General features: G+C 48.6%; 20 protein-coding genes. 9 read left to right on the forward strand and 11 right to left on the reverse strand.

The genetic code is table 11. The features are described from left to right. Positions 1-39: 39 nt before the first annotated feature. The 4 genes from GGR41_RS00220 to msrB are packed head-to-tail and all read right to left on the reverse strand — an operon-like array spanning position 40 to position 2,041. Positions 40-816: a peptidylprolyl isomerase gene (locus GGR41_RS00220; protein ID WP_167660141.1), complete on the reverse strand. Its 777-nt coding sequence runs from the start codon at positions 814-816 to the stop codon at positions 40-42. A gap of 13 nt (positions 817-829) precedes the next feature. Beyond that, positions 830-1,087 carry a BolA family protein gene (locus GGR41_RS00225; RefSeq protein ID WP_167660142.1) on the reverse strand — a complete coding sequence of 86 codons (258 nt, stop codon included), beginning with the start codon at positions 1,085-1,087 and terminating at the stop codon, positions 830-832. Between the two features lie 16 nt (positions 1,088-1,103). Next, positions 1,104-1,652, reverse strand: a complete 549-nt coding sequence (locus GGR41_RS00230; RefSeq protein ID WP_167660143.1) for a septation protein A — start codon at positions 1,650-1,652, stop codon at positions 1,104-1,106. Further along, positions 1,649-2,041, reverse strand: a complete 393-nt coding sequence (gene msrB, locus GGR41_RS00235) for a peptide-methionine (R)-S-oxide reductase MsrB (RefSeq protein WP_167660144.1) — start codon at positions 2,039-2,041, stop codon at positions 1,649-1,651. Before msrB ends, GGR41_RS00230 begins: the two co-directional genes overlap by 4 nt. A 299-nt stretch (positions 2,042-2,340) precedes the next feature. Between msrB and GGR41_RS00240 the strand changes: the two genes are divergently transcribed. From GGR41_RS00240 to GGR41_RS00255, 4 genes are all read left to right on the forward strand, one after another. Continuing rightward, positions 2,341-3,510 carry an ABC transporter substrate-binding protein gene (locus GGR41_RS00240; protein WP_167660145.1) on the forward strand — a complete coding sequence of 390 codons (1,170 nt, stop codon included), beginning with the start codon at positions 2,341-2,343 and terminating at the stop codon, positions 3,508-3,510. Positions 3,511-3,620: 110 nt separating this feature from the next. Continuing rightward, positions 3,621-4,658: a branched-chain amino acid ABC transporter permease gene (locus GGR41_RS00245; RefSeq protein WP_167660146.1), complete on the forward strand. Its 1,038-nt coding sequence runs from the start codon at positions 3,621-3,623 to the stop codon at positions 4,656-4,658. A 4-nt stretch (positions 4,659-4,662) separates the two neighbouring features. Then, positions 4,663-6,498 (forward strand): branched-chain amino acid ABC transporter ATP-binding protein/permease, encoded by a 1,836-nt coding sequence (locus GGR41_RS00250; RefSeq protein ID WP_167660147.1) that lies wholly within the window; start codon positions 4,663-4,665, stop codon positions 6,496-6,498. Further along, complete coding sequence (locus tag GGR41_RS00255; RefSeq protein WP_167660148.1) at positions 6,499-7,254, forward strand: ABC transporter ATP-binding protein; 756 nt, start codon at positions 6,499-6,501, stop codon at positions 7,252-7,254. Between the two features lie 145 nt (positions 7,255-7,399). On the opposite strand, the gene GGR41_RS00260 is transcribed toward GGR41_RS00255, so the two are convergent. The 5 genes from GGR41_RS00260 to fdxA form a co-directional block, all read right to left on the reverse strand. Further along, complete coding sequence (locus GGR41_RS00260) at positions 7,400-8,086, reverse strand: ATP-binding cassette domain-containing protein (RefSeq protein WP_167660149.1); 687 nt, start codon at positions 8,084-8,086, stop codon at positions 7,400-7,402. Positions 8,087-8,165: 79 nt separating this feature from the next. Next, positions 8,166-8,813 carry an endonuclease III gene (gene nth, locus GGR41_RS00265; RefSeq protein ID WP_167660150.1) on the reverse strand — a complete coding sequence of 216 codons (648 nt, stop codon included), beginning with the start codon at positions 8,811-8,813 and terminating at the stop codon, positions 8,166-8,168. Between the two features lie 13 nt (positions 8,814-8,826). Then, entirely contained in the window at positions 8,827-9,453 is a 627-nt protein-coding gene (locus GGR41_RS00270) for an RnfABCDGE type electron transport complex subunit B (RefSeq protein WP_077733675.1), read from the reverse strand. A gap of 46 nt (positions 9,454-9,499) precedes the next feature. Further along, the gene (locus GGR41_RS00275; protein WP_167660151.1) at positions 9,500-10,723 is read right to left on the reverse strand and encodes a polyhydroxyalkanoate depolymerase; all 1,224 of its coding nucleotides are present in this window, start codon (positions 10,721-10,723) and stop codon (positions 9,500-9,502) included. Positions 10,724-10,759: 36 nt separating this feature from the next. Next, positions 10,760-11,083: a ferredoxin FdxA gene (gene fdxA / locus GGR41_RS00280; RefSeq protein WP_077733673.1), complete on the reverse strand. Its 324-nt coding sequence runs from the start codon at positions 11,081-11,083 to the stop codon at positions 10,760-10,762. Positions 11,084-11,320: 237 nt separating this feature from the next. Between fdxA and pncB the strand changes: the two genes are divergently transcribed. Then, positions 11,321-12,505: a nicotinate phosphoribosyltransferase gene (gene pncB, locus GGR41_RS00285; RefSeq protein ID WP_167660152.1), complete on the forward strand. Its 1,185-nt coding sequence runs from the start codon at positions 11,321-11,323 to the stop codon at positions 12,503-12,505. Here pncB and GGR41_RS00290 read toward each other — a convergent pair. Continuing rightward, entirely contained in the window at positions 12,502-13,011 is a 510-nt protein-coding gene (locus GGR41_RS00290; protein WP_371020687.1) for a flavodoxin family protein, read from the reverse strand. The two genes, pncB and GGR41_RS00290, sit on opposite strands and share 4 nt — an antisense overlap. Before the next feature lie 93 nt (positions 13,012-13,104). On the opposite strand from GGR41_RS00290, the gene GGR41_RS00295 reads away from it, so the two are divergent. The 4 genes from GGR41_RS00295 to accD all read left to right on the forward strand — a co-directional run bounded on the left by GGR41_RS00295 (position 13,105) and on the right by accD (position 18,450). After that, complete coding sequence (locus GGR41_RS00295) at positions 13,105-15,318, forward strand: RelA/SpoT family protein (RefSeq protein ID WP_167660154.1); 2,214 nt, start codon at positions 13,105-13,107, stop codon at positions 15,316-15,318. Positions 15,319-15,434: 116 nt separating this feature from the next. Beyond that, positions 15,435-16,634 carry a tryptophan synthase subunit beta gene (trpB, locus tag GGR41_RS00300; RefSeq protein WP_167660155.1) on the forward strand — a complete coding sequence of 400 codons (1,200 nt, stop codon included), beginning with the start codon at positions 15,435-15,437 and terminating at the stop codon, positions 16,632-16,634. 20 nt (positions 16,635-16,654) lie between these two features. Beyond that, positions 16,655-17,476, forward strand: coding sequence for a tryptophan synthase subunit alpha (gene trpA / locus GGR41_RS00305; RefSeq protein WP_167660156.1), 822 nt, complete (start codon positions 16,655-16,657; stop codon positions 17,474-17,476). 98 nt (positions 17,477-17,574) lie between these two features. Beyond that, a complete protein-coding gene (gene accD / locus GGR41_RS00310) occupies positions 17,575-18,450 on the forward strand; it encodes an acetyl-CoA carboxylase, carboxyltransferase subunit beta (RefSeq protein WP_167660157.1) in 876 nt (291 codons plus the stop codon). A 59-nt stretch (positions 18,451-18,509) separates the two neighbouring features. On the opposite strand, the gene GGR41_RS00315 is transcribed toward accD, so the two are convergent. Beyond that, complete coding sequence (locus GGR41_RS00315) at positions 18,510-21,683, reverse strand: Rne/Rng family ribonuclease (RefSeq protein ID WP_167660158.1); 3,174 nt, start codon at positions 21,681-21,683, stop codon at positions 18,510-18,512. Between the last annotated feature and the right edge of the window lie 347 nt (positions 21,684-22,030).

Genomic DNA, 22,030 nt, shown 5'->3' on the forward strand with positions numbered 1-22,030 from the left:
ATTCAGCACAGGGCTAGCCCTGTGCTGAACCGTTTTCGATTACTGAATTTTTGCTTTTTCCATTAACGAGTTTTGGAAGTCCGTCAATTGTTTCTGACGTAATAACTCTTCAATTTGCGGTTTTACTTCGTCTAACGCTGGGAAGGTAATATCACGCACATCATCGACTTGTAAAATATGCCATCCAAACTGAGACTGAACGGGCGCCGCACTGAGCTCGCCTTTCTTTTGTTTGGCTACCGCATCAGAAAACTCTTCTACGTACACGGTATTAGGAGCCCAACCTAAGTCGCCGCCTTGTGCCCCACTGCCAGGGTCAATGGATTTTTCTTTGGCAGCATCCGCAAAACTAATTTTTTTGGCCTTGATGTCGGCTAAGAGCTGCTTGGCTTCGGCTTCCTCTTTGACCAAAATATGTTTAACTTTGTATTCTTTTTGGCCGGCTTCCTCTTTCTTTAGGCGATCGTATTCCGCTTTGATGTCTTTGTCAGAAAGTGGGTGTTTAGTAACGTAGTCATTAAGTAATGCACGGACTAGAATGCCTTGCTGAGCGAGCTCTAATTCTTGAGCGACTTCAGGTTTTTTATCTAAGCCCATTTTTTTGGCTTCTTGGGTGGCGACTAAACGTACGGTCATTTCTTTTTTGACCTGTTCACGCAGCTCGGGGGAGTCTTTGGCGCCTTGCTCAACTAATAGAGTAATAAATTCATCTACTTGTTTTTGAGTAATGGCTTCACCGTTTACCGTAGCCACATTTTGAGCAGCTAAAGGAAAGGCTAGAGCGCAGCTAAGCGCAGCAATAGCAAATCGTTTCATATAAGGTCCTTGGTTAGATAATTTCAATGGCTAAGGCGTGAATAGGAAGAGGCATTAAATCAGTCACCTGTTGATAGATCAAGCGATGTTTAGCCACGGTGTTTAAATCGTCGAATTGATCGGAAGCGATCACCACACGAAAATGGCTGGCGCCACCTTTGGCCCCGGCATGGCCTTCGTGAAGATGTGACTCATCAATTAAATCGAAATAGGTCGGGTTTAATGCTTGCATACGCTGTGTGACCAGCTCAATGAGTTCTTGTTTAGACATAGTAGTTATGGTTTTGCTAACGTTCAGATTGGTCGTTCATGTATTTGCCCAACCAAAGCGATTGAACAATGATAAAAATCACGAGTAAGATCAGCGAGCCAAATACTTTGAAACTGACCCATTGGGATTCGCTGAAGTAGCCAGAAAAAGCCACGAATAAATTCACTGCACCAGAGAATAAAAAGAATAAAGCCCAGCTGTAGTTAAGTTTTGTCCATACCGGCACAGGAAGAACTAATTGAGAGCCCATCAGTTTTTGCATTAGGTTGCGGCGCAGAAAGAGGTGACTGCCAATTAAAACGGTGGCGAACAGCCAATACAAAACAGTGGGTTTCCATTTAATAAACGCATCATTTTGAAAAAACAGCGTGGCGGAACCAAAAACAACAATAACGCCTAAATTAATCCAATGAGTGCCTTCGATAGCGTGTTGGCGCACCTTTAGCCATACAATTTGTACAACTGCCGCCGCCATAGCTACGGCTGTCGCCGTATAAATATCAAAAGTGCGAAAAGCAATAAAAAATAAAATAAGGGGGAAAAGGTCAAACAGAAATTTCTTCATGCGGGTTCAAAGCGAAGAGCTACGGAGTTAATGCAATAGCGCAAGCCAGTGGGCTCGGGCCCATCGGGAAAAACGTGGCCAAGGTGCGCATCACATAGCGCACAGAGAATTTCAGTACGTACACGGCCATGACTGAAGTCGGGCTCTTCGCGCACATGCTCCGGATTTAAAGGAGCAAAATAACTAGGCCAACCACACCCTGCATCAAATTTCGTATCGGAAGCAAACAATGCGGAGTCACAGCAAACGCAATGATAAATGCCCAGTTCGGTGTGATGATTATATTGACCAGTAAAAGGCCGTTCAGTGCCTTGTTGGCGCGTAACATAAAAAGCGTCAGGGCTAAGCTGAGCTTGCCATTCTGCTAAGCTTTTATGGACTTTTTTCATAAAAGGTTTGGTGATAAAACAAAATAAATAAGATAACAGTGTAGCCTTGATCGAGGCGGACGCAAACTATTCTATGCGCAATAAAAGCAGGGATAATCCTTAAAGCGTTAGCGTTAGTAACTTTACGATAATACAGGGCAGCGCAGCGTAATTAGTTTAGAACTGAGCTATTTAAGGTTAATACCTATATGGTTTTAACCAACGATTTGATACGGTTACGCTGTATCTGTTATGAAAAATGTATAACAACGAGCTAACGAATCACTCTCAGCTCAAATCAACACTTCTGGAGACATACTATGCAGCTCTCTCAAACTATGAAACGCACTGTACTAGCAAGTGCTATTGCACTGGCTTTACCTATGGCTGCTATGGCTCAGGTAAAGGTCGGCATTACGGTAGCTTCTACAGGCCCAGCCGCCTCTTTGGGTATCCCTGAGCGCAACACCGTTAGTTTGTTACCTACCGAGGTAGCAGGCCAAAAGGTGGAATACATTGTACTGGACGATGGAACGGATACGACAGTAGCAGTACGCAATATGCGTAAACTCATTACTGAAGATAACGTGGATGTGGTGATTGGCACCTCCGTTACCCCTGGCTCATTAGCCATGGTGGATGTGGCCGGTGAAACCAAAACGCCCATGATCAGTGTGGCCGCCAATGCGCGTATCGTAGAGCCTGTAGAGGGCGCTCGCGAGTGGGTCTTTAAAACACCGCAAAACGACCAGTTAATGGCAGCAGCCCTAGCGGATGCGATGGAAAAACAAGGTGTTAAAACTCTAGGCTTCATTGGGTTTAATGACGCTTATGGCGATGGTTGGCTTGATGTTATGACTAAAGCTGCCGAAGCCAAAGGTATTAAAATAACCGCAGTAGAGCGCTACAACCGTAACGATACTTCGGTTACGGGTCCTGTGTTGAAATTAACCGCAGCAAATCCAGATGGTATTTTAATTGCTGGTGCGGGCACTCCAGTGGCTCTACCACAGGGTGAAATCATTAACCGCGGCTATAAAGGGGTGCTCTATCACACCCATGGCTCGGCCAACAATGATGTGTTGCGCGTGTGTGGCAAAGATTGCGAGGGCATGATTTTACCTGCCGGCCCGTTACTCGTAGCCGATCAGTTACCTGACGACAATACCGTAAAAGCATCCGCTCTCGAATACAAAAAACTGTATGAAGGCAAATACGGCGATGGCTCCATTAATACGTTTGGCGGCCATATGTGGGATGCTGCGTTACTTGTCCATGATGCCATTCCTCGTGCTCTAGAAAGCGGTGCCAAGCCAGGCACTCCCGAATTCCGCGCCGCATTACGTGATGCAATTGAAAAAACATCAGATTTAGCTGCCTCGCAGGGTGTATTTACTATGTCAGCAGACGATCACGCAGGTTTAGACGAGCGTGCCCGCGTCATGGTCAAAATAGAAGGCGGCAAGTGGACCTACCAGCCCGACCTATAAACTACTGCCTATAGGTTTTCGAGTGGCTAGCCTGTATATTACGGGTTAGCCTGACCATTGGTTACATTAACCTTTGGTTTTTTTATATGTGTTGTCATGGTGCATCCGAAATGGATTCAACGATAGTTCTGATATTACTGCAGGACGGCCTCTTAAACGGAGCGATCTATGCTCTGCTTGGTCTAGCCTTGGTGCTAGTCTTTGCCGTCACTCGTGTTATTTTTATTCCTCAAGGTGAGTTTGTTACTTTTGGTGCGCTGACCTTAGCTTTTTTAGTAAATGGTCAGGTGCCTGGTACTGTGCATCTTTTGCTCATTATGGGTGGGCTGGTCTTTTTGCTCGAATTAGGCTGTGCTATTCGGGCTAAGGTATTTAGTGGGCTATGGCGCACCGCGCTATGGGCCCTGGCATTGCCCGCGGCTTTGTATTATTGTTTGCCGCTTGTTTTGCAGAAAGATACTTCCTTATGGTTGCAAGTGATATTTTCCATGGCACTTGTGGTACCTATGGGGCCCATGATCTATCGTTTGGTGTATCAGCGTGTCGCTGAAGCCAGTGTTTTGGTTCTACTGATCACCTCCGTAGCGGTGCACTTTGCATTAACTGGTTTAGGTTTGGTTTTCTTTGGTGCAGAAGGCTGGCGTACCCCTCCTTTTATGACCGGTCAGGTCGAGCTATTAGGCATGACGTGGTCGGCACAGACCCTCTTTGTTCTTGCCGCAGCTGCTATTTTGATTGGCGCGCTATGGGTGTTTTTTGGTGGAACGCTATACGGTCGGGCATTACGAGCCACTGCTGTGAATCGACGTGGTGCACGCTTAGTCGGCATTAGTACCCTAATGTCAGGGCGTATTACCTTCACCTTAGCGGCAGCCATCGGTACGTTGTCAGGGATGCTTATCGCTCCAGTCACTACGATTTACTACGACACCGGCTTCTTAATTGGCCTAAAAGGGTTTGTGGCGGCCATTGTGGGCGGGCTTGCCAGTTACCCTCTGACTGCAGCAGGTGCGATTTTTGTAGGGATTCTTGAAGCCTTTTCCTCTTTCTGGGCTAGCTCCTACAAAGAGGTCATCGTATTTACATTTATTATTCCCGTTTTACTATGGCGCTCTTTTGGTGTGCGTCCAGTAGACGATGAGGACTAAGGACATGAATCGCTTACTTTTAGTTGTTGTGGTGGGCGTATTGGCCATATTGCCACAACTTAGTCTGGTACCCGAGTTTTGGATTACTCAACTGAACTACATTGGCTTAAGTAGTCTTGTCGTTCTTGGTTTGGTGTTGTTAACAGGTGTGGGGGGGCTAACCTCCTTTGGTCAGGCCGCGTTTGTGGGTATCGGTGCCTACACCACTGCTTGGTTCACCACCCAGTTAGGCTGGTCGCCTTGGCTTACATTATGGATAGCCCTTGCTCTAACTTTTGTGTTTGCCACGATTATTGGTGCGATCACTTTGCGTTTGTCTGGTCATTATCTACCGCTTGGGACTATCGCTTGGTCCTTATCGCTGTATTATTTATTCGGTAATCTTGGCTTTTTAGGTCAGCACGACGGTATTTCTGGTATTGCGCCACTTTCCATTTTTGGGATTTCCTTGGGGGCGGGCCGCAATATGTACTATTTGGTCTGGGTATTCGTGTTGGGCAGTTTATGGCTGACTTATAACCTCTTGCACTCTCGTCCTGGGCGCGCTATTCGAGCTCTCAAAAGCGGTAGTAATATGGCGGAGTCCTTTGGTGTGAACATGGCTAATTACAAAGTCATTATCTTTGTCTATGCCGCCCTTTTAGCGTGTGTGTCTGGTTGGTTGTATGCTCATTTACAGCGAGCTGTTAGTCCAAGCCCATTTGGCCTGAATTACAGTATTGAATACCTATTTATGGCGGTAGTTGGTGGGGCAGGCAGTGTGTGGGGCGCAGTGGTTGGCTCTGCGCTTATTTTGACCCTAAAAGATCAGTTGCAAAACTTGTTGCCTCGTCTGTTTGATACCACTGCTAACTTTGAGCTGATCGTATTCGGTATTTTGATGATTTTCATCCTGCAGTATGCAGGTAATGGGATTTGGCCTTTATTTGCTCGAGTGGGGCAGTTGCTTGGCGGTGGTACGAAAAAGCGTCAAGCCGAAGCACCCGCTCAGGCTGAGGCGCTAGCACAGCGTCCGCGGCCAGAAAAAGGCACACTGATTCTAGAGCTAGACAAAGCGCGTAAAGAGTTTGGTGGTCTGGTGGCGGTAAACGACATCAGCTTCAAACTGCATGCAGGCGAAATTATGGGTCTAATCGGCCCGAACGGTGCAGGTAAATCCACTACCTTTAATCTTATTACTGGTGTGTTGCCTTTAACCAGTGGTGATATTCGCTTTGAGGGTCAGCGTATTGATAATCTACGCGCTCGTGATATTGCCCGTCTCGGTATTGGACGTACTTTCCAACACGTACAACTGATTCCTACAATGAGCGTACTCGAAAACGTGGCCTTAGGTGCCCATTTGCGTCGTGATGTGGGCGTGGTTGCCGCCGCTTTGCATGCCGAGCGCCGTAGCGAAGCCGAACTTTTACACGAGGCAGCGGTACAGCTACAGCGGGTAGGCTTAGGCGATTACTTATACGAAGAGGCTGGCAATCTAGCCCTAGGTCAACAACGTATTTTAGAAATTGCTCGTGCCTTAGCTGCTGATCCTGTGCTGTTACTTCTGGATGAGCCTGCGGCAGGGTTACGCTATAAAGAAAAACAAGAACTTGCTCACGTCTTAAATCAGCTTAGTGCCGAAGGCATGAGCATTCTGTTGGTCGAGCATGACATGGACTTTGTGATGAACCTCACTGATCACCTGGTCGTGATGGACTTCGGTACCAAGCTGGCCGAAGGCAAACCCCAGGAGGTCCAGCAAAATCCGGCCGTGTTACAAGCCTACTTAGGTGGGATTGACGATGATTTTGATGAGGACGAGCTAGCAGGTGTCCATCCAACTAAGGAGGCAGTGTAAATGCAGCCTTTATTAGAAGTTAAAAATTTAAATACCCAATACGGCAAAGTCACTGCGTTAAACAATGCCAATATCGTGGTGAACCCCGGTAGTATCGTTACCGTCATTGGCGGTAATGGGGCCGGCAAATCCACCATGTTGAACTCTATTATGGGTAACCTACCAGCTAACGGTCGTAACGAAGGCTTGGTTACGTACGATGAGCGTAATTTGGCGGGTTGGCAGGTAGAGCGTCGTGTCAGCGAAGGGCTTTGTTTAGTACCAGAAAGTCGTGAGTTGTTTGCAAGTATGTCAGTCGAAGACAACTTACTGCTTGGGGGCTTTCGTTTGTACCGTCAGCGGGTCAGTGGGTGGCGCGATACCATGGATGAGGTCTATGAGCTCTTCCCACGTCTGAAAGAACGTCGCACCCAGCAGGCCGGTACGTTGTCTGGGGGCGAGCGTCAAATGCTAGCGGTAGGACGAGCCTTAATGTCGCGCCCCAAACTGCTGATGTTAGACGAGCCCAGCTTGGGTTTAGCACCACGTATTGTGCGCGAGATTTTTTTAATTATTGCGCGTTTACGTCGTTCAGGGGTGTCGATTTTATTGGTCGAGCAAAATGCCCGGGCGGCATTACAGGTGGCCGATTACGGCTATGTGCTAGAGACGGGTGAAATCATTCTTGAGGGGCCCGCTGCAGAACTCAGTGATAACCCAAGGGTAATTGAAAGTTATTTGGGGTTAGGTAACAAGGATCGCAACGAAGACGCTTAAGTTTCGCTCCACTAAAAACGGTGCTATCACAGCACCGTTTTTTTTATCAGATAGCACGGAAAACCTCGCCGTTTAAGGCGAGGATGAGTAATGTGACGGCATAGCCGTCTTTTCTTTTGTGGGCTACATAGATTAAGCGTGTGGATTAACCTGAGATAGGATGTGCGCGTTGGTGGATGACTGAAAGCCGTACGTCATTGTTTTGTAAACAATAGATTTTGTCGGCCAAATTAGCGGCAAAACTTTTATCTGATTCGTTCAGAATTAACGTATAACCCCGGTTTTTCAGCTGTGTTAAGACCTTGATAGCGTAAGGCAAGATGGCAGGGCAAATATCAATGTGCAAATCGTGAAAAACAATAATATCAGCCCCTGTGCGTAGCACGCGTGCTAGGGCAAGGAGGTGTTGTTCGCCTGGGCTTAATCGCGAGCAGGGTGCATCTTTATAAAGCGTCAACAAAGGAAAAAGGTCGTAGATTTCCGTTAGAGACAAACCACCGCCCAAACTAAGCCCTGACAGGGGCAGAAGCAAGTTTTCCTCGCAGCTTAAATCGAAGTCGAGGCCAGTGGCCTTTGAGCAAAAAGCGACCCCTAACCATGTCATTTGCTCGGAGCTAAGGTGAATGGTTTCCGTTTGGTGGATACGAATGGAGCCTTTACGGTGCTGATTAATACCTAAGAGGCTTTCCAACAGAGAGGACTGAGTGCTTTTGCAACTAGAAACCAAAGCAATCGTCTCGCCTTGTTTGGCATACAAGCTTAGGTCTTGAATAATCGGTTGGTGATTATTCCAGGTGTGCAGATTGCGAACTTCTAAAGCCGTCTTATGCATAACGGTTCCCCTTTAGAGACAGAATAGTCCTGAATAAGTCCTATTATGCGGTGCAGCATAGGGAACGGCTATGAGGGTTTTACTTAGTCTGTTGCAAAGTGGTTTTTTCTTTGAATTCGCATAGGTCGGCAATACCGCATTCTGGGCATTTGGGCTTACGTGCCACACAGACATAACGACCATGCAAAATCAACCAATGGTGGGCGTCCAGTAAAAACTCGCGGGGGACGAGGCGCATTAAGCGGTCTTCGACTTCGCGTACGTTTTTCCCCTTTGCAATACCCGTGCGATTGGAAACTCGAAAAATATGGGTATCAACAGCCATAGCGGGTAGACCAAAGGCAGTGTTTAACACCACATTGGCTGTTTTGCGCCCAACGCCTGGCAAGGCCTCAAGCGCGGCACGGGTGTTGGGTACAACCCCTTGGTATTCTTCAAGTAAGATTTCACAGGTCCGCATGACATTTTTGGCTTTGGTTTTATACAGACCAATACTTTTAATGCATTCGGTAAGGCCTTCTAATCCTAACGCAATAATGCCTTCGGGGCTGCCGTGGGTAGGAAAGAAACGCCGTGTCGCAATATTGACGGAGACATCCGTAGCTTGGGCAGACAAAATAACGGCAATCAACAGTTGAAAGGTATTTTCATACTCGAGCTCTGTGGTGGGATGGGGGTTGGCAGCTCTAAAACGCTCAAAAATTTCGGTGCGAATTTGACGATTCATGAAGACAAAAAAGTTAAGAGGAATGACGGCGTGCTCGTGCTCTGGCTAATACATCAGCAATCGTAGCTGCGCGGTGTGTACTTGAGTCAGCTTGGGCGCTGACTTTAGGTTTATTAGCTAAAACACGAGCCGCAACACCAGTGGCCTCGCCGTGTTTTTCAGCGAGTCGCTCTTGACGTTGATTGAAATGATCGCGAGCCTGATTAGCAAGGTGCACTGTCCAGACAGCTGGGCCAGGCACCATGGTGATGCAATCCACAGGGCATGGGTCAAGACATAAATCACAGCCCGTACAACGATCGCTTAAGACCGTATGCATTTTTTTATTGGCGCCCACAATGGCATCGACTGGGCAAGCTTGAATACATAACGTACAGCCAATACAGTGCTCTTCATCAATAAGCGCTACGGTGGGGGCAGTATGCACGCCACACTCGGGATCAAGCGCTTGGATAGGCTGTTGAGTAAGTGCGGCTAGGGCTTGAATACCGGCATCACCCCCTGGAGGACAACGGTTAATCGCCTCGTTATCTACAGCAATAGCCTGAGCATAAGGCAAACAGGCATCGTACCCACACCGAGTACATTGAGTTTGCGGTAAAACGGCGTCTATTTTTTGGATTAAGGCGTGAGTATTCATGTGAAAAAAAAGAGGGCATAGCCCTCTGTGGCCCAAGACTAGGAGTCTAGGCGTGTTGGTGAATAAAGGCTTTGATTTGCGGGTAAATATGTTGACGCCAACGACGGCCGGAAAAAATACCATAATGCCCACTGCCTTCGGCAACGTAATGGCGTTTTTTGGCTTGAGGAATGCGTTGGCAAAGATGCTGTGCTGCTTCGGTTTGGCCTAAACCGGAAATATCATCTAATTCACCCTCGATAGTTAGGAGCGCCGTGCGCGTAATGGCCGCTGGGTCAACTTTTTGGCCCTCGATAAACCAAGTACCTTTAGGCAAGGCATAGTCTTGGAAAACCACTTTGATGGTATCTAAGTAGAACTCGGCAGGCATGTCCAAGACAGCATTATACTCATCATAAAAACGACGATGTGCTTCGGCATCGTTATCTTGGCCTTTAACCAAATGTTGATAAAAGTCGTAGTGCGATGACACGTGGCGATCTGGATTCATAGCCACAAAGCCAATGTGTTGTAAAAAGCCTGGGTACACACGGCGCCCAGCGCCCACATACCGTGCCGGCACACGATGAATTAAATTATCTTCAAACCAGCTATATGGCTTGGTTGTAGCCAGACGATTGACTTGAGTCGGAGATTGGCGTGCATCAATCGGGCCGCCCATTAGGGTTAAGCTTTTGGGCTGGTTAGGGTGCTGCTTGGCAGCCATCAGCGATACCGCAGCCAAGACAGGTACCGTAGGCTGACACACGGCAATCACGTGAACATCGGTGTTTAGAAAATGTAAACAGTCTTCGATGTACTGCACATAGTCATTTAAATGAAATGAACCTGCTGCAAGTGGCACCATACGCGCATCCACCCAATCGGTGACATACACGTCGTGGTCTTGGAGCAGCGTGCGTACTGTGTCCCGTAACAGGGTGGCATGGTGACCTGACAAGGGGGCCACCAACAAGACGGTAGGCCGAGAGGAAGTAGAAGGCTGTGCTAAGCTAAAACGTACCAGGTGACAAAAAGGCGTAGTGTGAACCGTTTGCTGATGAACGGCAATATGTTGGTTAGGTTCACGCAACGCATGAACGTCCCACGTCGGTTTTTCGTATTCCTTGCCTAAGCGATGCATTAGCTCGTAGCCAGCGGCAAGCTGCTTTGCCATGGGGGTATACGCCCACGGACTATATGGATTGGTCAAAAGCTGGGCGCTGTGGCTAGAAAAAGTCGCCAATGGCGAAAGAAAAGAGCGTTGTAGCTCGTGTAGATCATACAACATGAGGCCGTAATCCCTTGTGAGGTTTTAGACTGACTCTTAACGCTCTAGGTGCTGTAGTTTATCGGGCACCCCGTTCCAATTGTCAGCATCAGGAAGTGGATCTTTAGATCGGTTAATCATACCAAATACGGGAGTCAGCTCTGCATTAAGTTCAATAAAATGAACTTGATCCGCGGGAACATCCTCTTCAGCATAAATCGCATTGGCTGGACACTCGGGAATACAGACCGCACAGTCAATGCATTCTTCGGGATCAATGACGAGAAAGTTTGGACCCTCGCGGAAACAGTCCACCGGACAAACATCTACGCAATCGGTAAATTTACATTTAATACAGTTTTCGGTGACGACGTGTGTCATTTTGAGGCTCCAGCTTAAATCAAGGCAACAAAAAATAGATAAAAAGAATGGTTAACAGGGAAAAAAATAAAAAAAGCGCATTCCGAGTAGACCAAGTTAGCTATTTTAACGAATATATAGGCATAGGATTGAATTTAAACTAAAGTGTAGCGCTTTAACGCTGTGCCTTGGCATAAAACATACATAACTCCACGCGGGTGTGGCGTTGCTTTTTTCCTTTATTAGGTTGATGTGGCGATGATAATTACCTCTTTGCTAGACACGGATTTATATAAATTTTCAATGATGCAGGTGGTGCTTCATCATTTCCCTGCTGCACAGGTGCAGTATCGCTACAAGTGCCGCACACCGAATATCAACTTGCACCCGTATATTGATGAAATTCGCCAAGAGATTCACGCATTGTGCCAGCTTCGCTTTAATGAAGACGAGCTCAATTACTTAAGACAGCTTCGTTTTATTAAAAGTGATTTTGCTGATTTTCTGGGTTTATTTCAATTGCCTGAGCGTTGCATACGCGTGGAATATGGCGAAAAGCCAGGCGAGCTAAGCATAGAGGTAGAAGGGCCTTGGTTACATACCATCCTCTTCGAAATTCCTGTTTTAGCTATTGTGAATGAGGTGTATTTTAGAAATACCCAACCGCAGCCAGATTGGGAGGAAGGCCGACGACGTCTTCAAAGCAAGATGGAGCTCGTGTTAACGGACGCTGACCTAATTGATTTTAAAATTGCCGAATACGGTACGCGTCGGCGTTTCTCTAAAGCCTGGCATAACGAGGTCGTGGCTACGCTCAAATCAACAATGGGTGCCCACTTTGCTGGCACAAGTAATGTACTAATGGCCAAAAACCACAGCGTGCTTCCTTTAGGTACTATGGCGCACGAATACCTTCAAGCCTGCCAAGCCCTTGGTCCTCGTTTACGAGACTCACAAATTTATGCGTTTGAAGTCTGGGCAAAAGAATACCGAGGTGACTTAGGAATTGCCTTATCCGATGTGTATGGTTTAGAGGCGTTTCTGAATGATTTTGATATGTATTTTTGTAAGCTCTTTGATGGCGCGCGTCACGACTCTGGGGATCCTTTTGTGTGGGGGGAACGGTTACTGGCACATTACCAGCAAAACCGCGTCGACCCACGTACAAAAACATTAATTTTTTCCGATGGCTTGAATTTCCCTAAAGCCATTGAGCTCGCCAAGCATTTTGCTGGACGCTGCAGGTTGTCATTTGGTATTGGCACAAATTTAACCAATGATTTGGGGTATGAGCCCTTGCAGGTGGTAATGAAAATGGTGCGTTGCAATGGACAGCCTGTGGCCAAGGTATCAGACACGCCGGGCAAAACCATGTGCGATGATCCCGCCTATTTGGCCTATTTGCGCCAAGTCTTCAACTTACCCGATGTGACTGAAGCTTAGTCTAGCTGGAGACTTAATTGGGCGGCCAAGAGCCCGCCCAATTCTTTAGCTTGCGCAATCGCCTGAGGTGAAAGTGTTTTAGGGGCGAGAATATCTGCTGGTAGCTGAGCGTCAAACAGCACAATAGCGGTGGGATAAATACGCTGTAAGCGCCAACCCGTACAAATGCTTTCTAGTTGCTGCGCTGCGCCAGTGCCAGCGCTGCCGGCACTAATCATAGCGCTGTAAGGGCGGCCATTCAGTTGGTCTAATACCGCATAATAATTTCGATCAAAAAACGCTTTCATTTCCCCACTAAGGCTACCTAAGTTTTCAGGGGCACAAAATAAATAACCGGCGGCCTGAAGCAAGTCGTCGGCATGGGTTTGGGTTGCCGGCTTACAGATGACGTGGCAGCGGGAAAGAAGCTGTAGCTCTTCCAACACCTCTTGAGCGCCTTGAGCAGCAAAAAAAGCCAGTTGTTCGCTGGCGCGGGTGCGGGAATGCCATACAATAAGTAAACGCACAGTCATTCCTGTTTATATCGTTATAGCGTGTTGAATAAGGTACATACAGTACGATAACTTGTGTCTACACCAACTTATTTCATCTCCATCGTTATGTCTAGCTTTATTCCTGATCAGCCGCAGTCAGCCATAACGGCCAGTAGCCCATTCACCACCGAGTGGCTCCGTCACGTCTCAGCCGATTTGCCTACGCCTCAACAAAGCACCCTTGCTTTGGCTGTACAACGTGCCGAGCCGTTAATTCATGGTTTATATACACCTGCTGGCGAGCCATTGGACTCTCACACGGCAGCGGTGCTTGGGATACTGCACGACTTGAACGCAGATGCTCATACGCGCATTTGTGCTTTATTGTCAGCAATCGAGGCCAAGGACCAACTGAAATATGAAGTCCTGAAAAACGAGTTTGGCTCTCAAGTCGCTACGATGGTGGGGGGTGCACGAGCCTTGTACGATTTAGGCGTACTGGCTGCCAAGGCACATGATCAAGCCGCCACAGGCACCGACCAAAAAGAAATGAAACGCAAGATGCTTTTGGCGATGGCTGTGGATTTGCGTATTGTGTTGGTACGGCTAGCGTCTCGATTGCAAACGTTGCGTTGGTTTGTATTTAGCAAAACGCCGTGCCCCTATGATTACGCCAAAGAAACGATGGAGCTGTACACGCCATTAGCAAATCGCCTTGGAATTTGGCAGCTTAAATGGGAAATGGAAGATCTAGCTTTTCGGTTCATGCAGCCCGATACCTACAAAGCCATTGCTAAACAACTCGAAGAAAAACGCGCAGAACGTGAGCAGTTCATTGAACATATTGTGCAGACTCTGACTCAGTCCCTGCTCGAGATGGGGGTGCGAGCTGAGGTCAATGGACGGCCCAAGCACATCTATAGCATCTATAACAAAATGCGTAATAAAAATTTACGCTTTGATCAGCTCTACGACATTCGTGCATTACGCGTTATTGTGGATGACGAGCGCAGCTGCTATAGCACGCTAGCGCTAATCCATGCGATGTGGACACCCATAGCCAACGAGTTCGATGACTATATTTCTCGTCCCAAACCTAATGGCTACCGTTCGCTGCATACTGTGGTGGCAGACGAGGCAGGCCGTACATTTGAAATACAAATTCGTACGGCGGAAATGCATCATTTTGCCGAGTTTGGTATGGCGGCACACTGGCACTATAAAGAAGCCGGTGCTAAAGGAGGACAGGTATCAGCCTCTGCTGAAGAACAAAAAATTGCCTGGATGCGCCAACTTTTAGCTTGGGATCACACCACCGATAACGCGGGTTCAGCCGCGGTAGAGTCTACCCCCGAGCATATTTATGTTCTTACTCCTCAAGCCCGCGTCATTGAGCTGCCCTATGGGGCTACCCCAGTGGATTTTGCGTATTACTTACACACGGATTTAGGCCATCGGTGTCGGGGTGCTAAAGTCGATGGGCACATGGTGCCATTGCTCACTAAATTAAAAACCGGGCAAACGGTAGAAATTATCAGTACCAAGTCGGGCGGGCCATCTAGAGACTGGCTAAACCCGCAACTTGGCTTTTTAGCCAGCCCACGTTCCCGCGCTAAAGTGCGCGCTTGGTTTAATGCGGTGGAACTTCAGCAACGCATCAGTCAAGGCCAAGCTTTAGTTGAAAAAGAATTACAGCGCTTAGGTAAAACAGCCGTTAACTTAGAGCAGCTTGCACAGAAATTAAATTTTGCGCGGGCCGACGATTTATATATTGCGGTCGCTAAAGATGAATTTAGCTTACGTCATATAGAAAATGCGTTTAAAGCTCCTAGCGAGAGCGCTGACGCACCGGTTACGACTAAAATTTTTGATGCCAATGCAGCCAGCGTAACGCGTACTGGTCGAAGCGGGGTGTTAGTGGTCGGGGTCGATTCCCTGATGACACAACTAGCGCGTTGCTGTCGGCCTGCTCCACCTGATAGCATTAGCGGGTATATTACCAAGGGTCGAGGGGTGTCCATTCACCGCAGTGATTGCAAATCCTTTCTAGGCCTTGTGTCCACTCAGCCCGAGCGCGCTATTGAGGTGGACTGGGGCAATACGGGCGATGCGTTATATCCTATTGATTTATTGGTTAGCGCCTCCGAGCGGCCCAATTTATTACGCGATATCTCCGAAGTTTTTGCCCGATTGCGTGTTAATGTCGTAGGGGTGAATAGCCAAAGCCGACAGTCTTTGACTCAGCTTCTGTTTACTATTGAAGTCAAAGACGGCGAGCAAATACAGCGCACCATCAGTGCATTACAAGATATTCCTGGTGTGCGGGCTTTACGCCAATAATACTTGGTTAGACATTAATGGCAGTGGTGGTTCTTGATCTATCTTGGCGTTAAACTGATAAAATTATGACGTTGTGCATGATCATCTTGAATTTTTAAAACACAGAGAGTATTACTTTGACTACTTATAGTTATCCCGATCAGAAAGGACACTTTGGTCCTTTCGGTGGGTCTTTTGTCGCAGAGACGTTAGTACATGCTCTAACTGAGCTGCGCGAGGCCTACGATACGTATCGTAATGATCCCGAGTTTCTTCGAGAGTTTCATTACGAACTAAAGCATTTTGTAGGGCGCCCATCGCCTATCTATCATGCTAAACGATGGTCGGAGCAACTGGGTGGTGCACAAATTTGGTTTAAGCGCGAAGACTTAAATCACACGGGCGCGCATAAAGTAAATAACTGTATTGGCCAAATTCTTTTGGCTAAGCGCATGGGGAAAACTCGCATTATTGCGGAAACAGGTGCTGGCCAACATGGGGTGGCCACAGCAACCGTAGCAGCGCGCTATGGTCTCGAGTGCATTGTTTACATGGGCAGCGAGGATGTCAAACGTCAGGCATCGAATGTCTATCGTATGAAATTATTAGGGGCCACCGTTGTTGCCGTGGATTCAGGCTCCCGTACTTTAAAAGACGCGTTAAACGAAGCCATGCGCGATTGGGTGACTAACGTAGAAAACACCTTTTATATTATTGGAACGGTGGCTGGGCCGCATCCGTATCCTGCCATGGTACGCGACTTTCAGTCTGTCATTGGTACCGAATGTCTAGAGCAAATGCCCGAGGAAACAGGTCGACAGCCCGACTATATTTTGGCTGCGGTAGGGGGCGGGTCGAATGCCATGGGTATTTTTTATCCCTATCTGGATCATCCAAACGTTAAATTAGTAGGTGTAGAGGCCGGTGGCGAGGGCTTGACGTCCTTAAAGCATTCAGCTTCCCTGAATGCAGGGCGCATAGGTGTGTTGCATGGCAACCGAACCTACGTGTTACAGGATGAGTTTGGTCAAGTTCAGGCCACACATTCTATTTCTGCAGGTTTAGATTACCCAGGGGTTGGTCCTGAACATGCCTGGTTAAAAGACTCAAATCGTGCGCATTACGAGGTCATCACAGATGACGAGGCCTTGCAAGCCTTCCATAATTGCTGTCGCATCGAAGGCATTATGCCAGCCTTAGAGTCCTCTCATGCTATAGCCCAGGCAGCAAAAATGGCGCCAGGCTTAGATAAAGACAAAATTATTCTAGTTAGCTTGTCCGGACGCGGTGATAAAGATATGCATACGGTGGCTGAACACAGTGGTATTAGCCTTTAATTTTTTATGACTTTTATTTTATGTCTACTACATCCAATCCACGATTAAAGGCAACGTTTGAACGTCTTAACGGACGCGCCGCGCTTATCCCTTATATTACAACGGGTGATCCCTCCGTAACGGTCACTGTACCCCTTATGCATGCGCTAGTTAAGGCTGGCGCCGATGTGATTGAGTTAGGGGTGCCTTTTTCTGATCCAATGGCCGATGGCCCTGTTATTCAGCGTGCGGCAGAACGAGCTGTGGCCCGAGGCGTATCACTAAGCAAGGTGCTCGAGTTCGTTGCCACTTTCAGGGAAACCGATCAGCAAACACCCGTGGTGTTAATGGGCTACGCTAATCCGATCGAGGCGATGGGACAACATGCTTTTGCGGCAGCAGCAGGGGCAGCAGGGGTAGACGGTGTGTTAACCGTCGACTATCCCCCCGAGGAGAGCGAGGATTACGTTCGCTATCTAACCGAACATCACATTGATCCTATTTTTCTCTTAGCTCCCACTTCTACCGAAGCGCGTATGCAATGTATTGCTGACATTGCACGCGGTTATGTTTATTATGTGTCCTTAAAAGGAGTAACGGGTTCTGCTGCCCTAGATGTAGAAAACGTTGCTCAGCAAATTAAACGCATCCGCGAATATGTCACCATTCCTGTCGGTGTGGGCTTTGGTATTCGTGATGCTCACAGCGCCCAAAAAGTGGCAGAGGTGGCTGATGCAGTAGTAATCGGCAGCAAGTTAATTGAAACCCTAGAGCAGTCTTATGCTGAACATGGGGATGACCAGCGTGCTATTGATGCTGCTGCACAGTGGCTCCAAACCGTAAGCCAAGCCCTGTCTGCTTAGATTTTTGTTTTGATAACCTTTTTTAGCTGGGTCGTTCATGTACTCAGCTAGTAGTGGTTTTAGGGCGTGCCCTAAAACCCCTTCAACAGGATTACCCAATGAGCTGGATCCAGAAATTATTACCCCCTCGAATTAATCGAGATCATGGCAGTAGCAAGCGTGTTCCTGAAGGACTTTGGGTAAAGTGCCCTTCGTGTGAATCGGTGCTCTACAAGGAAGATTTGCAAGCTACCCTAAATGTATGCCCTAAATGCAATCACCATTTACGTTTAAATGCACGAGGCCGCATTGAGGCATTACTCGATGCCGATAACCGTGTGGAAATTGGTCAGAGCATTCGACCAATGGATCCACTGAAATTCCGCGATACAAAAAAGTATCCTGATCGCGTCACTCAAGCCACTCGTGCGACAGGCGAATCGGATGCCATGGTGGTGATGGCTGGAACCATATTATCGATGCCTGCTGTGGTGGCATGCTTTGAGTTCGAGTTCATGGGCGGTTCCATGGGGTCAGTTGTGGGCGAACGCTTTGTGCGTGGGGTCCAAGAAGCCATCCGTACGCGTTCTGCTTTTGTTTGTGTTGCGGCATCCGGTGGCGCCCGCATGCAGGAAAGTCTGTTTTCTTTAATGCAAATGGCAAAGACAAACGCTATGTTAGTGCAGCTTTCCGAGGCTGGCTTGCCCTTTATTAGTGTGCTTACTGATCCAACCATGGGGGGCGTTTCTGCCAGTTTTGCGTTTATGGGCGATGTGGTCATTGCGGAGCCCAATGCATTAATTGGTTTTGCTGGCCCTCGTGTTATCGAGCAAACCGTACGCGAAAAACTACCCGAAGGCTTTCAACGAGCCGAGTTTCTGCTCGAAAAAGGCGCCATTGATATGGTGATAGATCGCCGTGAAATGCGTCAAGAGCTCGCTGCTTTGATGGCACTCATGATGCGTCAACCTGCCGAGGCCGTTCAGCCGCGCTAACTCAATCAGGCCATAAAAAAAGCCGGGATCTCATCCCGGCTTTTTTGTGCCTAACGCATTTAGTCTTTTTTGTCGGTTTCGACTTGCTCAAGCGCTACGTTGGCTACAGGGGCAGCAGGACGTCGAGGACGACCTAGACGTACGGCTGGTTCTGTAACGTCAACCACCGCATCGGCTCGAGTTTGAACAAGCTCAAGGCCGACCGCATCAAGCTCAGCTTGTAATTCCGCTGGGTCAAAACGGGGCGTGTCAGGTGACGATTGGCTGGCTGACGCGACAACAGGCGCTTCTGTTTCCTGTGGAGAGGCGATAGGAGCGACTTCAACAGGCTCCTGAGCGGCTGTTGTGTCCTCAGTAGTTGTTACGTCCTCAGTAGTTACTACGTCCTCAGCAGGCGTTGCGGTGTCGATTGAGGTGACATCCGCTACAGAAGAGCTAGAAACGGTTTCCGTTACGTGGGGTGCTTCGGTGGGTTCAGCGGTAACTTGAACAGGACTGCTTCCTGTTTCTACCATCACTAACGGTTCGTCAGCTACCGGCTCGGCCCAACGGGAACGCGGGTTGCGCCCAAGCGGTTGAACGGGTGTTTCTGGCTCGGGCGTAGTGCGACTTTGCGTTTGAACTAACTCTAATCCTGCATCGGCGAGCTCGTCACTCAATGCATCGATTTTTTGAGCAGGTGCAGTGATACTGTCAATCGCACTTGCTGCTGGGCTCGGTTCAGTATCATCAGTGGCAGCCGTGCTATCTGAGCTAGCATCAGCGATGGGCTTGGTAGGCGCAGTCGGAGTGGCGTCCATAGCAGAGGCTGTATCCTCGACCAGAGCGGCTGCTTGTTGCACTACTGGGGCAGTGGGCACCTCGGGACTAGATGATTGCTCTTCTTCTAGCACAGATGCATCAAAACGTGGGGTTTCATGAGCCACAAATTGAGACGCATTTTCCTCTGTGCTTTCAGTAGACTCGACTTCTACGTTGGTTTCTTCGCTTGGACGGCGACTGCGACGGCTGCGACGACGACGATTACGGCGACGCTCTGTAGGCTGATCGTCATCGTGTTCAGAAGCGGTCTGCTCTGTTGCGGTGTCTTCTGCTTGGGCGGCTTCATCTTGAGGCTCGTCGTGCATCACAGGAGGTTTAGATGCTGGAGCAGGGGCCTTAGCTTGCTCGTTGCTTTCGTCCACCACAGCAACCTGTTGTACATTTTGCTCGTCAGTAGCGACCTGTTCGCGGCGACGATTGCGTGGGCTACGGCGACGGCGACGATTGTTACTGTCGCCTTGTGTGGGTTGTGTTGACGGCTCAACCTCGGGGCTGCTGTCCGGCGTTATTGCACTATCGGGTGCGGGCTTGGCAGCGCGTCGATTGCGTGCAGGGCGTCCTGACTCGACAACGGCTTTAGGGTCGGTTGGGTCAGGGCGACGTTCGCTTTTGTTGCGGTTTTGACGCTGGCGCTCGTTAGGACGACGCTCGTTTTTAGTTTGGCGTTGACGTTTTGGCTGATCTGACTTTGGTTTTACTGCGGTTTCTTCAGTGGGGGTGGGGCTAGCAAATAAGGTTTTAATCCAGGCGCTTAAGCGCGTAAACAGATTGGGGTCATTGCTTTTTTCAACCGCCGCCATAGGCGCAGGCTGCGCAGGCGTCACCCCTTTGACCAACGCGACAGGGCGTGGTTTGATTTCATGGGTGCGGTGCGGAGTCAAAGTGCTTTCTTCCTCGACTTTGACCTGCTGGTAACTCGACCGTAGCTCCTCTAAGCGTGGGTCGTCATGGCGTAAACGCTCAATAATATGATGCGGTGTCTCTAGGGATTTATTAGGAATAAGGGTGAGACTGACGTTTAAGCGGGACTCGATCTTAGCCACATCGCTGCGTTTTTCGTTGAGCAAATACGTTGCCACATCCACCGGCAATTGGGCATGAATCGCCGCTGTGCCTTCTTTCATGGCTTCTTCTTGGAGCAAACGTAATACATGCAGTGCGCTAGATTCGGCATCACGGATAACCCCAGTACCAGTACAACGCGGGCAAGTAATATGTGAACCTTCATTCAACGCTGGACGTAGACGTTGACGTGAGAGCTCCATAAGGCCAAACCGTGAAATTTTGCCCATTTGTACACGAGCGCGGTCAAGGTGAAGCGCATCACGCAAACGTTGTTCCACGGCACGTTGATTTTTATTGTCTTCCATGTCGATAAAATCGATCACGATAAGACCGCCTAAGTCTCGTAGGCGTAATTGACGGGCGACCTCATCCGCGGCTTCGAGGTTAGTGCGCAGCGCAGTTTCTTCGATATCAGAGCCACGTGTGGAGCGAGCAGAGTTCACATCAATGGCGACCAAGGCTTCGGTATGGTCAATGACCACTGCGCCGCCTGACGGTAGCTGTACCGTACGTGAGTACGCCGTTTCAATTTGGTTTTCAATTTGAAAACGCGAAAACAAAGGGATGTCATCGCGGTACATCTTGACGCGGCTGACGTTGTCCGGCATGACCAAGCTCATAAAAGCGGTGGCTTGCTCGTGGATGTCGTCCGTATCAATAAGGATTTCGCCGATATCGAGTGAAAAGTAATCACGAATAGCACGAATGACGAGGCTGGATTCGAGATAAATGAGAACAGGTGCTGGGTTTTCTTTGGCGGCGCCATCAATGGCTGACCAAAGCTGCAGCAGGTAGTTTAGATCCCATTGTAGCTCTTCGACACTACGGCCAATACCAGCAGTGCGAGCGATGATGCTCATACCGTGGGGCACTTCGAGTTGGTCCATGGCCTCGCGTAGCTCTTGACGCTCTTCGCCTTCGACGCGACGCGATACACCGCCGCCGCGAGGATTGTTAGGCATGAGCACCAAATAACGACCCGCTAGCGAGATAAAGGTGGTTAAGGCAGCGCCTTTATTGCCACGCTCTTCTTTTTCGACTTGGATGATGAGCTCTTGACCCTCAACCAATGCATCTTGAATGCGTGCATTGCGTACATCAACACCTTCTTTGAAGTAGGTGCGTGCGACTTCTTTAAAGGGCAAAAAGCCATGACGGTCTTCGCCATAGCTTACAAAACATGCTTCAAGTCCGGGTTCAACGCGAGTGATAACACCTTTATAAATGTTTCCTTTGCGTTGTTCCCGACCAGCCGATTCGATGTCGAGGTCAATCAGTTTTTGACCGTCAACAATAGCAACACGTAGTTCTTCTTGGTGTGTTGCATTAAATAACATGCGTTTCATGAGTGTTATTCTCCGTAGTCATGGCGCGCAGACAATCGGCGCGCGACCGCGGGTCACTCGGTGTGGGGCACTACATCACTGCGAAAGCGGGGGCAATTACATGTTGCCCACACTTAGTCGAATGGGCACAGCGCGTTTCACAGGGCGCAGTTCTATCAGCAGGGGGGTCATATTCACAATAGTGTTAGACAATATCAATAAATTGCTGGAACCACCGTTGTATGGGGTACATACAACGGGTGCTAAATTCTTTTTACAGCGACAACTTTGCAGAATGAGGAGTGCCGCACGCGGTAATCAACACTATAAGTGTGCGCGGGACAAGTTAACCGCGTTTATACAGAGGT

Origin of the sequence: Paenalcaligenes hominis, assembly GCF_011927625.1 — a bacterium.
Lineage (GTDB): Bacteria > Pseudomonadota > Gammaproteobacteria > Burkholderiales > Burkholderiaceae_B > Paenalcaligenes > Paenalcaligenes hominis.

Coding starts and splice junctions, on each gene's coding strand:
- GGR41_RS00220 (WP_167660141.1), bottom strand. CDS start 816: ATGAAACGATTTGCTATTGCTGCGCTTAGCTGCGCTCTAGCCTTTCCT.
- GGR41_RS00225 (WP_167660142.1), bottom strand. CDS start 1,087: ATGTCTAAACAAGAACTCATTGAGCTGGTCACACAGCGTATGCAAGCA.
- GGR41_RS00230 (WP_167660143.1), bottom strand. CDS start 1,652: ATGAAGAAATTTCTGTTTGACCTTTTCCCCCTTATTTTATTTTTTATT.
- msrB (WP_167660144.1), bottom strand. CDS start 2,041: ATGAAAAAAGTCCATAAAAGCTTAGCAGAATGGCAAGCTCAGCTTAGC.
- GGR41_RS00240 (WP_167660145.1), top strand. CDS start 2,341: ATGCAGCTCTCTCAAACTATGAAACGCACTGTACTAGCAAGTGCTATT.
- GGR41_RS00245 (WP_167660146.1), top strand. CDS start 3,621: ATGGATTCAACGATAGTTCTGATATTACTGCAGGACGGCCTCTTAAAC.
- GGR41_RS00250 (WP_167660147.1), top strand. CDS start 4,663: ATGAATCGCTTACTTTTAGTTGTTGTGGTGGGCGTATTGGCCATATTG.
- GGR41_RS00255 (WP_167660148.1), top strand. CDS start 6,499: ATGCAGCCTTTATTAGAAGTTAAAAATTTAAATACCCAATACGGCAAA.
- GGR41_RS00260 (WP_167660149.1), bottom strand. CDS start 8,086: ATGCATAAGACGGCTTTAGAAGTTCGCAATCTGCACACCTGGAATAAT.
- nth (WP_167660150.1), bottom strand. CDS start 8,813: ATGAATCGTCAAATTCGCACCGAAATTTTTGAGCGTTTTAGAGCTGCC.
- GGR41_RS00270 (WP_077733675.1), bottom strand. CDS start 9,453: ATGAATACTCACGCCTTAATCCAAAAAATAGACGCCGTTTTACCGCAA.
- GGR41_RS00275 (WP_167660151.1), bottom strand. CDS start 10,723: ATGTTGTATGATCTACACGAGCTACAACGCTCTTTTCTTTCGCCATTG.
- fdxA (WP_077733673.1), bottom strand. CDS start 11,083: ATGACACACGTCGTCACCGAAAACTGTATTAAATGTAAATTTACCGAT.
- pncB (WP_167660152.1), top strand. CDS start 11,321: ATGATAATTACCTCTTTGCTAGACACGGATTTATATAAATTTTCAATG.
- GGR41_RS00295 (WP_167660154.1), top strand. CDS start 13,105: ATGTCTAGCTTTATTCCTGATCAGCCGCAGTCAGCCATAACGGCCAGT.
- trpA (WP_167660156.1), top strand. CDS start 16,655: ATGTCTACTACATCCAATCCACGATTAAAGGCAACGTTTGAACGTCTT.
- accD (WP_167660157.1), top strand. CDS start 17,575: ATGAGCTGGATCCAGAAATTATTACCCCCTCGAATTAATCGAGATCAT.
- GGR41_RS00315 (WP_167660158.1), bottom strand. CDS start 21,683: ATGAAACGCATGTTATTTAATGCAACACACCAAGAAGAACTACGTGTT.